Origin of the sequence: Kineococcus sp. NPDC059986 (genome assembly GCF_040702905.1) — a bacterium.
Classification (GTDB): domain Bacteria; phylum Actinomycetota; class Actinomycetes; order Actinomycetales; family Kineococcaceae; genus Kineococcus.
Genome location: NZ_JBFBND010000001.1, coordinates 281991 through 294982, shown reverse-complemented (window position 1 = coordinate 294982; position 12992 = coordinate 281991). Strand labels below are relative to the sequence as shown.

12 protein-coding genes are annotated in these 12992 nt (G+C 76.4%); 7 read left to right on the top strand and 5 right to left on the bottom strand.

The features are described from left to right. Positions 1-38 precede the first annotated feature (38 nt). The 3 genes from AB0637_RS01320 to AB0637_RS01310 are packed head-to-tail and all read left to right on the top strand — an operon-like array spanning position 39 to position 2716. The gene (locus AB0637_RS01320; protein ID WP_366169326.1) at positions 39-695 is read left to right on the top strand and encodes a hypothetical protein; all 657 of its coding nucleotides are present in this window, start codon (positions 39-41) and stop codon (positions 693-695) included. Beyond that, positions 692-1744: a hypothetical protein gene (locus AB0637_RS01315; RefSeq protein ID WP_366169325.1), complete on the top strand. Its 1053-nt coding sequence runs from the start codon at positions 692-694 to the stop codon at positions 1742-1744. The genes AB0637_RS01320 and AB0637_RS01315 overlap by 4 nt, the downstream gene beginning before the upstream one ends. Before the next feature lie 24 nt (positions 1745-1768). After that, a complete protein-coding gene (locus AB0637_RS01310) occupies positions 1769-2716 on the top strand; it encodes a tetratricopeptide repeat protein (RefSeq protein ID WP_366169324.1) in 948 nt (315 codons plus the stop codon). Here the strand turns inward: AB0637_RS01310 and AB0637_RS01305 are convergent. Continuing rightward, positions 2697-3281, bottom strand: a complete 585-nt coding sequence (locus AB0637_RS01305) for a hypothetical protein (protein WP_366169323.1) — start codon at positions 3279-3281, stop codon at positions 2697-2699. The genes AB0637_RS01310 and AB0637_RS01305 overlap by 20 nt on opposite strands. Continuing rightward, positions 3266-4930 carry an ABC-F family ATP-binding cassette domain-containing protein gene (locus tag AB0637_RS01300; RefSeq protein WP_366169322.1) on the bottom strand — a complete coding sequence of 555 codons (1665 nt, stop codon included), beginning with the start codon at positions 4928-4930 and terminating at the stop codon, positions 3266-3268. Before AB0637_RS01300 ends, AB0637_RS01305 begins: the two co-directional genes overlap by 16 nt. Before the next feature lie 188 nt (positions 4931-5118). Here AB0637_RS01300 and AB0637_RS01295 point away from each other — a divergent pair, with 188 nt between their 5' ends. Next, positions 5119-6528 carry a serine hydrolase gene (locus tag AB0637_RS01295; RefSeq protein WP_366169321.1) on the top strand — a complete coding sequence of 470 codons (1410 nt, stop codon included), beginning with the start codon at positions 5119-5121 and terminating at the stop codon, positions 6526-6528. Position 6529: 1 nt separating this feature from the next. Then, positions 6530-7960 carry an aromatic amino acid ammonia-lyase gene (locus AB0637_RS01290; protein ID WP_366169320.1) on the top strand — a complete coding sequence of 477 codons (1431 nt, stop codon included), beginning with the start codon at positions 6530-6532 and terminating at the stop codon, positions 7958-7960. Positions 7961-7972: 12 nt separating this feature from the next. Here AB0637_RS01290 and AB0637_RS01285 read toward each other — a convergent pair whose 3' ends face one another. Together AB0637_RS01285 and AB0637_RS01280 are read right to left on the bottom strand one after the other, a co-directional pair. Further along, a complete protein-coding gene (locus tag AB0637_RS01285; RefSeq protein ID WP_366169319.1) occupies positions 7973-8962 on the bottom strand; it encodes a LacI family DNA-binding transcriptional regulator in 990 nt (329 codons plus the stop codon). 79 nt (positions 8963-9041) lie between these two features. After that, positions 9042-9713, bottom strand: coding sequence for a GNAT family N-acetyltransferase (locus AB0637_RS01280; protein ID WP_366169318.1), 672 nt, complete (start codon positions 9711-9713; stop codon positions 9042-9044). A gap of 227 nt (positions 9714-9940) precedes the next feature. Between AB0637_RS01280 and AB0637_RS01275 the strand changes: the two genes are divergently transcribed. Further along, entirely contained in the window at positions 9941-10846 is a 906-nt protein-coding gene (locus AB0637_RS01275; protein ID WP_366169317.1) for an amidohydrolase, read from the top strand. A 62-nt stretch (positions 10847-10908) separates the two neighbouring features. Then, positions 10909-11394 (top strand): cysteine dioxygenase family protein, encoded by a 486-nt coding sequence (locus tag AB0637_RS01270; protein WP_366169480.1) that lies wholly within the window; start codon positions 10909-10911, stop codon positions 11392-11394. Here AB0637_RS01270 and AB0637_RS01265 read toward each other — a convergent pair. Next, complete coding sequence (locus AB0637_RS01265; protein ID WP_366169316.1) at positions 11374-12879, bottom strand: aromatic amino acid lyase; 1506 nt, start codon at positions 12877-12879, stop codon at positions 11374-11376. The two genes, AB0637_RS01270 and AB0637_RS01265, sit on opposite strands and share 21 nt — an antisense overlap. Positions 12880-12992: the final 113 nt, after the last annotated feature.

Below are 12992 nucleotides of genomic sequence, written 5' to 3'. Positions count from 1 at the left end.
ACGCCACCCCACGAACCCCCGGGAAGGACCCGCGCACGGTGAGACGACTCGTCGCCTGGCTCCTGCTCGTCGTGGGGTTCGCCTCCGCCGTGACGGGGGTCGCCCTCCTGACCGTCCTGGCTCCGCCCTCGCGCATCGACGTCGTCGAGCGGTCGCAGGACCCGGGGGTCGCCGTGGTGACCAGTCCCGGTCTCGTCGACCTGTCGGGGCCCGACGCCCGCATCAGCGTCGAGGCCGCCGACGGCGCGGACGTCTTCCTCGCCGTCGCGCAGGCGGACGACGCGACGGCCTGGCTGGCCCAGGCCCGGCACACCGAGGTCACCGGGGTCGGCGGGGACCTGTCCGACCCGCGGGCGCGGACCCGCACGACCGGGTCGGGGACGGCGGCCGACCCCCGGCGCGCCGACGTCTGGTTGACGAGCACGACCGGTCGCGGGAGCGCGGAGCTGACCTGGCCCACCGGGTCCGACGCCTCCTACCGCGACGGCGGCGGGATCGTCCTGTTCGCGGCGACCGACGGGGTCGCCGCCGCTCCCGGGACCGTCCGGCTCAGCTGGCACGCCGAGGGACGCTCGGCCAGCCACCCCGCCGGGGTCCCGCTCGTCGTGGCCGGCGGGGTCCTCGCGCTGCTCGGGGCGGTCGGGGTCCTGCTGTCGCCGCGCCGGACCCGACCCGACGCCCGGAGGCGCGCGTGAGCACCCGCCCGACCCCCCGCCCGACGCGCGGCCCGGGTCCCAGCACGGCCACGCGACGGCTCACGGTCCTCGCCTCGCTGGCCACCGCCACCGTCCTGGCCGGGTGCGCGCAGCTGCCGACGACGTCCGCCCCGGCCGACACCGGCCGCGAGCCGCTGGTCGTGCAGCCCGCGCAGGCCGGTCGCGTCGTCGAGGCCGTCACGGCCGTGCTCCAGGCGCAGGCGGACCCGGCGACGGCCGACCCGGCGGCGCTGGCCACCCGCGTCAGCGGCCCCGAGCTGCAGCTGCGGACGGCGGCGCACACCATCGCCGCCGCGGGGGCCGCCCCCGCGGACACGGGCGGCGCCGACGACGTCGTCCCCATCACCTCGATCCTGCCGCGGGAGGGGGACTTCCCGCGCTGGTTCGCCACCGTCACCGCGCCCGGGGCCGACCAGGCGCCCTCCCTCGTCGTCCTGCGCACCGACAGTGCCCGCGACCCCTACACGGTCTGGGCCACGCCCACGCTGCTCCCGGGGGCCTCGCTGCCGACGCTGGCCGCGCCGGCCGACGGGGTCGCCGTCGTCGCGCCCGACGAGTCGACGAACCTGCCCGCCTCGCCGGCCGACCTCGCCGCCCGCTACGGCGACGTGCTGACGAACGGCGCGACGAGCCGGTACTCCGACCAGTTCGGCGCGGACGCCTACCGCTCGGGCGTGGAGTCCGCCACGGCCGCCGAGACCGCCTCGCTGCAGGCCGCGGGAGGCACCTTCACCCAGGAGCGCACGGTCCTGCCGGACGGGGTGCTCGCCGTGCGCACCCGCGACGGCGGGGCCCTCGTCGTCGCCGCCTACAGCTGGTCCACGACGTCGGCCGGTCCGGCCGGTGGTCGTGCCGGGAAGCTCGAACCCGCCCTGGCCGCGCTCGCGGGCACCGAGCAGGCGCTGCGCGCCACCGTGACACGGCAGGAGGTCGTCGTGTTCTCCGTCCCGCCGGGGGCCGGTGGGGGACAGGCGCGGGCGCAGGTGGTGGCGGCCGAGAGCGGTCCCGTCCAGGTGACGACCGGCTGAGGCCCCCGTGAGAAGGTTTGGGCCATGACGACCCCGACTCCCCCCGGCGCCAAGCTCAACCTGCGCGGAGCGGTGGACCTCGGTGCCCTCGCGGCCCGCAACACCCGACGTGAGGAGGTCGCCCGCCGTGCGGCCGACCCCGAGGCCGCGGGTCCGGCGTCCCCCTTCGTCGTGGACGTCACCGAGGAGACGTTCGCCGACCTCGTGCAGAGCTCCGTGCAGGTGCCCCTCGTCCTCGACCTCTGGGCCGAGGGCTACGACACCGGCGCCGAGGCGCTGCAGGCTCTCGCCGAGGAGTACGCGGGCGCCTTCCTGCTCGGCCGCATCGACGCCCAGGCCGAACCCGGCCTGGCGCAGTCGCTCGTGCAGTCGTTGCAGGCCAGGGCCATCCCGCTCGTTGCGGCCATCGTCAAGGGGCAGCCCATCCCGTTGTTCACGGGGTCCTACCCCTCGGCCGAGGAGATCCGCCCCGTCCTGGAGGAGGTGCTGCGCGTCGCCGAGGCCAACGGGGTGACCGGCCGCGTCGAGGGTGCCGTCCAGGGCGAGGCCGAACCGGCCGCCCCGCCGCTGCACGCCGAGGCGCTCGCCGCCGTCGAGGCCGGCGACTTCGACGCCGCGACGGCCGCCTGGAACAAGGCCCTGGCCCAGGACCCCCGGGACGCCGAGGCGACCGAGGGGCTGGCCCGCGTCGGCGTCCTGCGCCGGGTCGCCGGTGTCGACCTGCAGGAGGCACGTGCCGCGGCCGCGGCCGCCCCCGACGACGTCGCGGCCCAGATCGTCGTGGCCGACCTCGACCTCGTCGGCGGCCACGTCGAGGACGCCTTCGGCCGCCTGCTCGGCATCGTGCAGCGCACGGTCGGGGACGACCGCGACGCGGCCCGCACCCACCTCGTCGACCTCTTCGCGGTCGTGGGCGCGAGCGACCCGCGCGTCGTCACGGCGCGGCAGGCCCTCACGCGCGCGCTCTTCTGAGGCAGCGCACCGCCCACGCCTCCACGGCGTCCGCGACGGCGTCGGGCGCCAGGTCGCTCGTGTCGAGCACGACGGGCCGCCACGGCCGGCCCACCAGCCGTTCGGCGGCCAGGCCGTCCCAGCCCGCGGCGGTGAGCACCTCCGAGCGGTGAGCGGCGCCGCGGACGTGCCCACGGAACCACGTCGCGAACGCCACGTGGTGCTCCAGCTCCCCGTCGACGGGCCCCCGTCCCGTGAGCCGGGCCGTCTGCGTGGCCTCGTCGGCGTCCAGGAGAAGGACGTCGAACGGGCCGAGCGCGGGCCCGGACGGGGCGCCGACGACCTCGCCGGGGGCCAGCGGGTCCCCGGCGAACAGCAGGTGCCGTCCCGAGCGCTCCAGGGTCAGCGCGCGCCGCACGACCTCCTCGGCGCTGCGCTGGCGCCAGGCGGTGTCGGGGGCCGCCGGGATCTCGACGAGGTCGGCGAACTCCACGCACTCCACGCCTTCGTCGGCCAGCCTCGGGGCGACCGCGCGCCGCACCGTCGTCTTGCCGAGGCCGCTGGCGCCGGTCACCAGGAGGAGCACGTCGCACCTTCCTCCGGTGCGGTCAGCTCCAGGACGTCCCCCCGGAACGAGCGGCGGAACCGCCGGTCGTGGCTGACGACGACCACGGCCCCCGCGAACGCGTCGACGGCCGCCTCGAGCTCCTCCACCAGGCGCGGCGCGAGGTGGTTGGTGGGTTCGTCGAGCAGCAGGACGTCGTGGCGGTCGGCGAGGAGCCGGGCGAGGTCGAGGCGTCGGCGGCCGCCCGTCGACAGCTTCCGGACGGCGACCCCGAGGCGTTCGGGCTCGAAGAGTCCCATCCGCAGCAACCGCTGGACGTGCTCGTCGGCGCTGCCCGGCCGACCGGTGGCGTAGGTCGCCAGGACCGACCGGTCCAGGCCGTCGGTCGCGGGGTCCTGGCGGAGCAGACCGGTGCGACCGCGTCGCCGCACGGTCCCCGTGTCCGGGGTGAGCGTGCCCGCGAGGACGTCGAAGAGCGTCGACTTCCCGCTGCCGTTGGGGCCGGTGACGAGCAACCGGTCGCCGGGACCCACGTGCAGGTCGACGGGGGCGAGGCGGCCGGCGACCGAGACGCCCTCGGCGTGGACGGACCCGCGCCGCCCCGACGCCCCGAGGGGCGGGGAGAACCGCAGCGGGTCCGGCGGCCGGGGCACCTCGGCCTCCCGCAGCCGGCGCAGCTTCTCGGCGTTGGCCCGGACGCGGGAGGAGAGCGACTCCTCCACCCGGCCCCCCTTGTAGCCGAACTGCATCTTGTCCCCGTCCTTGCGCTCCCGGGCGTGGTTGACGTCGCGGGCCGTCGCGTCGCCCGTCGTGGCGAGCCGGTCCACGGTGGCCTCCCACTCCGCCCGGGCCTGCTCCCACCGGCGTCGTTCGGCCGCCTTGGCCCGCAGGTAGTCCGCGTACGCGCCGGGGTAGCGGGCGACGCCGTGCTCGTGGTGGGGGTCCACCTCGAGGAGTTCGCCGGCCACCGCGTCGAGGAACTCGCGGTCGTGCGAGACGACGACCGTGGTCCCGGTCCGGCTGCGCAGGTGGTCCTCCAGCCAGCGGGCGGCCGTGACGTCGAGGTGGTTCGTCGGCTCGTCGAGCAGCAGCACCTCCGGGCCTGCCGCGAGCAGCGCCGCGAGGTGCAGGCGGGAGCGCTGGCCTCCGGACAGCGTCGAGACGGGACGTCCCCGGTCCAGTCCCGGCAGACCGAGACCGGACAGGGACTGCTCGAGCCGGGTGTCGGCGTCGTAGCCGTGCCGCAGTTCGAACCGCGTCTGCAGGTCCCCGTACTCCTCGAGCGCCGCCGTGAGGTCGGTGTCGGGACCGGCCGCGGCCATGACCTCCTCCAGCTCTCGCAGGCGTGCCCGCAGGGCGGTGAGCTCGGCGGCGGCCGCGTCCAGGACCGCCCCCACGGTCGTGCTCGAGGGGGCCCCGGCGTCCTGCGGCAGGTAGCCGGTCCCACCGTCGGCCGTGGCGACGACGCGGCCCGCGTCGGGGGGCTCGGCCCCGGCGAGCAGGCGCAGCAGGGTCGACTTCCCGCACCCGTTCTCCCCGATGACGCCCGTGACCGCGCCCGGGGCCAGGGCGAGGGTGACGTCGTGCAGGACGACGACGTGGTCGTACCCCTTGGTCACGCCGCGCAGGGAGAGCGTGGTGGTGGTTCCGGTCGTTGCGGTGTCGGGCATGCGGTTCTCCTCGTGACGTACGCCGAGAGGGCCCGCGCGACCGGTGGTCGGCGGGTCCGGGGGATCGGGGCACGTCAGCTGAGCACCGCAGCGGCTCCTCGGGTCGGGACCAGGACCCGACGATGGTGCGCTCGGGCCACGGGACCCCGCAACCGCGTTTCCCGACCGCCCGTCCTAGAGTCGGCGACGTGAGCACCGAAGCCACCCGCAGCGACACCACCAGCGCCTCCACGCGACCCCTCCCGCGCAGCACCCCGTCGGCCCAGGGGGTGGACGCCCGCGGCCTCGCCGCGTTCGTCGACGCCCTCGAGAGCACGGCCGGGGTCGAACCGCACAGCCTGCAGGTCCTGCGTCACGGCCACGTCGTGACCGAGGGCTGGTGGGGGCCGTTCCGCCCGGACCGACCGCACCTGCTGTACTCGCTGTCCAAGAGCTTCACCTCCACGGCCCTCGGGTTCGCCGTGGCCGAGGGGCTCGTGGACCTCGACGCCACCGTCCTGTCGTACTTCCCCGAGTTCGACGCCGACGTCACCGACGAACGGTCGCGCCGCATCCTCGTGCGGCACGTCGCGAACATGGCCAGCGGCCACGCGGCGGAGACGATCGAGCAGGCGGCCGCCGACCCCAGCGGTGATCTCGTGCGGGGTTTCCTGCGCATCCCGCCGGACGCCGAACCGGGCACGCTGTTCTGCTACAACCAGCCCTGCACGTTCTCGGTGTCGGCGATCGTCCAGCGCACCTCGGGCCAGGGACTGCTGGACTTCCTGCAGCCCAGGCTGTTGGACCCCCTCGGGGTGGACCGTGCCGACCTCGGCTGGCTGACCGACGGGCAGGGCCGGGAACTGGGGTTCTCCGGTTTCCACGCCCCGACCGAACTCATTGCCAAGCTCGGCCAGCTGTACCTGCAGCGCGGGGTCTGGGAGGGCGAGCGCCTGCTGCCCGAGAGCTGGGTCGAGGAGGCGACCACCTCCCACGTCGACAACTCCTCGTTCAACGACAACCCCGACTGGCAGCAGGGGTACGGCTACCAGTTCTGGATCGCCCGCCACGGCTTCCGCGGTGACGGCGCCTACGGGCAGTTCTGCGTCGTCCTGCCCGAGCAGGACGTCGTCGTGGCGATCACCTCGCAGAGCCCCGACATGCAGGCCGTGCTCGACGCCGCCTGGGAGCACCTGCTGCCCGCCGTGTCCGACCCGGAACTGCCCGCCGACGCGGCCGCGCACGACGAGGCGCTGGCCCGCCGGACGGCGTCGCTGTCCCTGCCGCCCCTGGAGGGCGCCGACGTCGTCGAGGGTGAGTTCGACGCCGCTCCCGGCAGCCAGCCGTCGACCCTGACGCGGGTGAGCGTCCGCGACGGTGACCTCGTGCTGACGGACTCCGGGCAGGAGCTGCGCGCCGCGATCGGCCGTGGCCGCTGGGCGGACACCGGGCCGCTGTCGGTCTCCGGTGCCGGAGACCGCGTCGACGTCCGGTTCGCCGAGACCCCGCACCTGCTGCACCTGGACCTCGCGGACGGCCGCGTGAGCAGCCGCTGGGAGACCGTGCCGCTGCACGGCCCGGCGCTGTCCGTCCTGCGCAAGCCCGCCCGGCCGGCCTGACGTGATCCTGCACCGGGGCGCCGACCTCGACGCCGACGCCGTGCGGAGCGTGGCCGCCGGCGCCCCGGTGGACCTCGCCCCGGAGCTCCTGGCGCACCTGGGCCGGCGCCGGGAGGCCCTCCTGCGCTCGCTGGAGACGTCCGGCCCGGTCTACGGCGTGACGACGGGGATGGGGGCCCTGGCCGGGGTCGGGCTCGACGCCGCCGCCCGGGCCCGGCACCAGGAGAACCTCGTCGTGGGCCGGGCCGTGGGGTCGGCCCCGTGGCTCGGGCCGACCGAGGCGCGGGCCGTGCTCGCCGTCCGGCTGCGGACGTTCCTGCACCCCGAGGCCGCCGTCTCCCCGGACCTGTGCCTCCGGCTGAGCGACCTGCTCCGCCGTGACTGCCTGCCGTGCATCCCGTTGCGGGGCAATGGGGCCGCAGGGGAGATCATCCCGCTCGCGCACGTCGGTGCCGTCGTCCTCGGGACCGGCCGGACCCTCGACGGGTCCGATCCCGGGCCGTTCGGACTCGGCGCGAAGGAGGGCGTCGCCCTCCTCGAGGGCGTGCCCGTGGCGACGGCGCTCGCCGTCGTGCAGTCCGCGGCGGTCGAGGTGCTGCTCCGGCAGACCGAGCAGGTCGTGGCCGCGAGCGCCGAGGTGCTGCGTGCGAACCCCGACCCGCTGCGCCCGGGGCTGGCCCGGGGCGACGACGTCCTCGCCGGCGTCCACGACCGGTTGCGGGCGCTGCGTCCCGCACCCACGGCGGAGGGGTTGCAGGCGCCGCTGTCCGTGCGGGTGGCCCCCGCCGCCCTCGCGGTGGCGCGGCGCCGGGTCCGCGACCTGCAGGAGGCCGCCGACCGCGCCCTGGACGGCGTCACCGACTCCCCGGCCTTCCTCGACGACGCGTCCTTCGCCGGCACCGCCGGTTTCGCCGGGACCGAGCTGGCGGCCGCCTCCGACGCGCTGACCGCCGCCCTGCTGCACGTGGCCGAGACGTCCGTGGCCCGCACCCACCGCGCGCTGGACCCCCGGCTGACGAGCCTGACCCCGCAGTTGTCGCCGGAACCGGGGGTGCAGGCGGGGCTCGTCGCCCTGCACAAGCGGGCGGTCGGGGTGGCGCACCGGTTGCGCCGCTTCGCCGTCCCCGCGCTCGGTGGGGCCGTCGAGACGTCCCTGGGGCAGGAGGACGTCCAGAGCTTCGGTCTGGAGGCGTCCGAGTGCCTGGGCGAACTCCTCCACGGGCTCCGCGAGGTGCTCGCCGTCGAGCTCCTCACCGTGCACCGCGCGCGGGCGCTGCGCGGGGGACTGTCCGGGCTGTCGGCGGACCTGGTGGCGGCTCTCGATGTCGTGGCCGCCGAGCTGGGCGACGCCGTGGACCCCGTGGTGACCGACCGTCCCTACGGCCTGGACGTCGACCGGGTCGTGGACCTGCTGCGGGACGGGCGGTTCTGAGGAGGCGGTGGTTCAGCCGGTCGACCCGCGGACGACGAGGTGGGGGCGGAACGTCACGGGATCGGGCGCCTCGCCGTTCTCCTGCAGTGCGAGCAGCTGCTCGACCGCCGACGCCACGATCGCGTCCTCGTCCCACGAGACGGTCGTCAGCCCGGGGGCTACGAGGGCCGCGAGCTGGTGGTCGTCGAAACCGGCCACCGCCACGTCCTGCGGCACCCGCAGCCCGAGGTCCGCCGCCGCGCGGTAGACCCCGAACGCGAGGGAGTCGGAGAGGCAGAAGACCGCGGACGGCCGGTCGGCCGTGTCCAGGACCGCGGCCGCCGCGGCGGTCGCCCCCGTCGGACCCGCCGGCGCGGGCACGACGACCAGGTCCAGGCCCAGGGGTGCGGCCAGCTCGACGGCGAGGAGTTCGGAGGGCCGGCCCGGCGTCGTCGGCAGGGACGGCGTGAGCAGGGCGACCCGGCGGTGTCCCCGGTCCCGCAGGTGCTGCAGGACCTCACGGACACCGTGCCGGTTGTCGAAGAGGACCGCCCCGCTGCCCGGCCGCGCGGTGAGGGCGTCGCCGATCGACACGACGGCCGTCGAGGCGTCCAGCAGCTGCCAGTGCTCGGCGGACGGGTCGACCGGTGAGGCCAGGACCCCGTCCACCCGCTGGGCCGCGAACCGTTCCAGCACACGGCGTTCGACGACGGGATCGGCGTCGGCGTCGGCGATGGAGGCGTCCCGGTCCACGGTGCGCAGGGCGCGCGTGAGCATCACCGACAGGTCCTGCTGCCACAGGTCGCGCAGCGAACCGGAGACGCCGACCGTGCCGGTGCGCCCGCTCGCCAGGGCCCGGGCGATGGGGTCGACGCGGTAGCCGAGCTCGCTGGCCAGCGTCTGGACGCGTTCGATGGTGGCGGCCGAACCGCGCGTGCCGCGCAGGGCGTAGGACGTCGCCGCCAACGAGAGCCCTGCTGCGTCCGCCACGTCCTGCAGGGTCCTCCGCGCGTCCTTCGGCACCGCTGCACAGTAACCGGGGGAGTGCGGACCCACCGTCTGGGACGACGCCCGCCCCCGACGCCTGGCTCCGGCGCCTGGTTCAGGGGATGAGCAGGCTGAGCTGCGAGCCCAGGACGGAGTAGCCGAGGGCGCGGGCGACGCGCAGGGAGGCGGCGGGACGCGCCCGCCACTGGCAGAGCAGTCCGTCCGCGTCGGCGTGCGCACTGGCGGCGGCAGCGACGACCCGCGCCAGACCCCGACCGCGGAAGGCCGGGTCGGTGAGGACGCACAGGTGGGCCACCGTCGAGTCTCCCGCGACGGCCCACCGCTCGTAGGCGGCCGCCGCGACGGGGCGTCCGGCGCGCAGGACCACGAAGGTGGGCGACGAGGCGTCCGCGAGTCCGGCCTCCTCGACGTCCGCGGCCGGGCAGGCCGCCAGCAGGTCGTCGACGGGTCGGTCGGTGGGCACCGGCTCGGACGGCCCCACGGCCGGCGGTCCTGCGAGGTAGGCGAGGTGCGCCGGCCCGAGGACTTCGGTGGCGAGCCCCGGCAGCTCCGTCACCGGGGTCTGCGCCAGGAGTGCGGCGCGGCGGGCGTCGGGTGCGGTGGCCAGGTGCTCGCCCCCGACCGTCACGACGCCGCACCACCCCGGCGGGCAGATCGCCGCCTCGCCGGTGACGAGGGGACGCAGGCCGGGGCCGGGGTGGAAGGACGCACCCGGCCCGGCGAGTCCGGACCACAGGGCGCGGACACGGTCCACCGGCGGCTGCACGGGGTCAGCATCCCCCGCCGGGTGGACGGCGTCGGGCCGGGCGTGGGACCGGGGAGCGCGTCGTCCCGACGACCGGGGGGCCGGTCCCACGGCTGCACCCACGGGGGGCCGGCGGTGGGAACACCCGTGGGTGTCCCGACGGGTGTCCCCGGTCGCCTCTTGACGCCACCGGTGTGAAGCGCTTCACTCATGAGTGAAGCGCTTCACAAAGACCGGAGAGGAGTCGAGTGCGCACCGACTGTCACCAGCACCTGTGGCCCGCGCCGTTCGTCGACGCCCTCCGCGCCCGCCGCACACCCCCGTTCCTCGACGGCTGGACGCTGCACCTGGCGGGGGAGGCGCCCTACCCCGTCGACCCCACCGCCCACGACGTCACCCGGCGGGTGGACCTGGAACGGGCACAGGGCACCGACCGCGCGCTCGTCTCGCTGTCGTCCCCCCTCGGCGTCGAGCACCTCCCCGGCGAGGAGGCCGCCCCGCTGCTGGCCGCCTGGCACGACGGCGCCCGCGCGCTGCCGGACCCCTTCGCCGTCTGGGCGGCGGCGGGGGTGCTCGACGTCGACCCGCGCGGCCTCGCCGACCTGCTGGCCGACGACCGCGTCGTCGGCCTCCAGCTCCCCGCGACGGCGCTCGCGGACCCGGCGGGTCTGGAACGGGTCGGTCCGTTGCTGGAGGTCTGCGAACGCGCCGGACGGCCCCTGCTCGTCCACCCCGGGCCCGCGGGGGCGGCCGTCGACGCGCCCGGCTGGTGGCCGGCCGTCGTGCCCTACGTCCAGCAGCTGCACGCGGCCTGGTGCACGTGGCACGTCGCGGGCCGGGCGAACCACCCGACCCTGCGCCTGGCCTTCGTCGCGCTGGCCGGTCTCGCCCCGCTGCACCACGAGCGGCTCACCGCCCGCGGCGGGGCGCTCGGCGCGCTCGACCAGAACGTGCACTACGAGACGAGTTCCTACGGCGCCCGGGCGGTCGACGCGCTCGTCCGCGTCGTGGGCGTCGACCCCGTCGTCCTCGGCAGCGACCGGCCCTACGCCGACCCGTTCGCCCCGGACGACCTCCCCGGTTTCGGCGCGGCCTTCGCCCACGCCCTCGCCGTGACCAACCCCGCCCACCTGCTCGAAGGGAGCCGACCGTGACCAGCACGACGACCACCACGACCAGCACCACGCCCAGCACGACGACCAGCACCCACCCCGCGCTGCCGCCCGCCCCCGGCCGGGTCCTCACCCCGGCGGAGCTCAAGGCGTGGGTCGAGGAGGCCGCCCGTCGCCCCGGGGCGTGGGAGCACCTCGTCCGCCACGACACCGGCGGCCGGCACTTCGCCTCCCTGCACCGCGACGGCGACCTCGACGTCTGGCTGCTGTGCTGGAACACCGTCGACGACACCGGCTGGCACGACCACGACACGTCCTCCGGCGCCGTCGCCGTGACCCGCGGCGCCGTCGTCGAGGCGACCCCGCGGATGGGCGGCGACCCCGTCGTCCGCACCGTCGCCGCGGGCCGGTCGTTCGCCTTCGGCCCCGAGCACATCCACCGCATGAGCGGTGCCGTCGACGGGTCCGTCTCGATCCACGCCTACTCCCCGCCGCTGTGGCGGATGGGCCAGTACTCGATCTCGCCCGCCGGAGTCCTGCGCCGCGCCTCCGTCAGCTACGCCGACGAGCTACGGCCCCTCGAGGCGTAGCAGCAGCGCCAGGTCGGGGACGCGGGCCACGACCGCCTCGACGTCCGGACCGATGGGCGCGTCGCGCGCGTCCCGGTCGAGCACCTCGTCGAAGACCCCGAACAACGCGGTCGCGCCGGGGGAGAGGCGGTCGGGGGCCGCGCGCAGCGCCCGGACCGCGGCCAGCGCCTCGACGGCCAGCACGAGCGGGGCGAGGTCGGCGGTCTGCCGCAGCGCCCGCGCCCCCTGCGTCGCGAAGCTCGCGTGCTCCTCCAGCCCCAGCGAGATCGACACCGTGCCCGCCGTCATGGGCGCCGTCGCCGGCCGCAGCTCCGCGAGGGCGTCCTGCACGACGTACTCGCCGATCATCAGCCCCGAACTGCCGCGCGGACCCGCCGCCAGGAACGCGCGCAACCCCGTGTGCTCCGGACGCAGCAGCAGCGCCAGCCGCGCCGCCGACAACGTCAGGACCCCGTAGGTGGTGGCGCGCAACGTGTCCAGCGCCGTCGCGAGGGACGCGGCGTGGAACTGCCCGTGGTGGAACACCCCCTCGAGGGAGACCAGGGGGTTCTCCCCGGGCGTCGAGGCCTCCATGAGCAGCACGTCGGCCAGGGCGTCCGCGGCCGCGAAGGCCGGGGCCAGCACCTGCGGCGCGGTCCGCAGCGCGAACGGGTCCTGCAGTCGGACCGGCTCCGGTCCGCCCGCCACGAGCGCGTCCAGCGCCGCGGCGACCGCCTGCTGACGCGGGTGCGGACGGGCCGCGTGCACCGCCGGGGCCCAGGCCTGCGGGTTGCCGCGCAGCGCCAGGAAGGACAGCGCCGAGATCCCCAGCCCCGCGATCAGCAGCTCGCGCAACCGCACGAGCGCCAGCGAGGCCGTCGCCAGCGTGAGGGCGTGCGAGGAGATGAGGGGCAGCGCGTCCGCCGGGCCCAGGCCCACGGGCGGCAGCGCCCCGCTCGCCCACGGGCGCTCACCCACGAGCGTCAGCCCGAGCTCGGCCAGCGGCGCCAGGTCCGACGTCCCGATCCCGCCGAAGCGGTGCAGCGTCGGGACGGCCCCCGTCTCGACGGCGTCGGCGAGCGCGGCCAGCACCGGTGGGCTCACCCCGGCCCCCAGCCCCAGGCGCGCCCCGGCCAGCAGCTGGTTGAGCCGCACGACGAGCGTGGCCCGCGTCGTCGCCTCGTCCTCCACCGGTCCCAGCGACGCCGCGTGCGACCGCAGCAGCCGCAGCCCGTGCGCGCGCGGGTGCTCCTCCTGCTCCTCCTCGACGTCGACGTCCTTGTTGGCGCCCACGCCCGTCGTCGCGCCGTAGACCGTCCCGTTCCCGCGCGCGGTCTCCATGGCCGCGTGCAGCGCACCGAGGGAGGCGAGGACCGCGCGGTCGACGACGGGACGCGCCCGGCCGCGCGCGAGCGCGTCGAGGTCCTCCAGGGCGAGCACCCCGCCGTCCACGAGCACCACCCGCGCGACCCCCGCGGTCGCGGACGGGTCGTGCTGCTGATCCACTAGGCCCTCCACCACGTCCGCTGGTCCGTCTGAGGAGAGGTCACGATCGGGTGACGGCCCTTCGAGCCTCGTTGACCGGTCCTCGTCCTGTGCTCAGCATGTACCAGCCCGCC

Bases quoted from the DNA above. Each gene is read 5' to 3' on its own strand.
- AB0637_RS01310 (WP_366169324.1), top strand. From the start codon at position 1,769: ATGACGACCCCGACTCCCCCCGGCGCCAAGCTCAACCTGCGCGGAGCG.
- AB0637_RS01300 (WP_366169322.1), bottom strand. From the start codon at position 4,930: ATGCCCGACACCGCAACGACCGGAACCACCACCACGCTCTCCCTGCGC.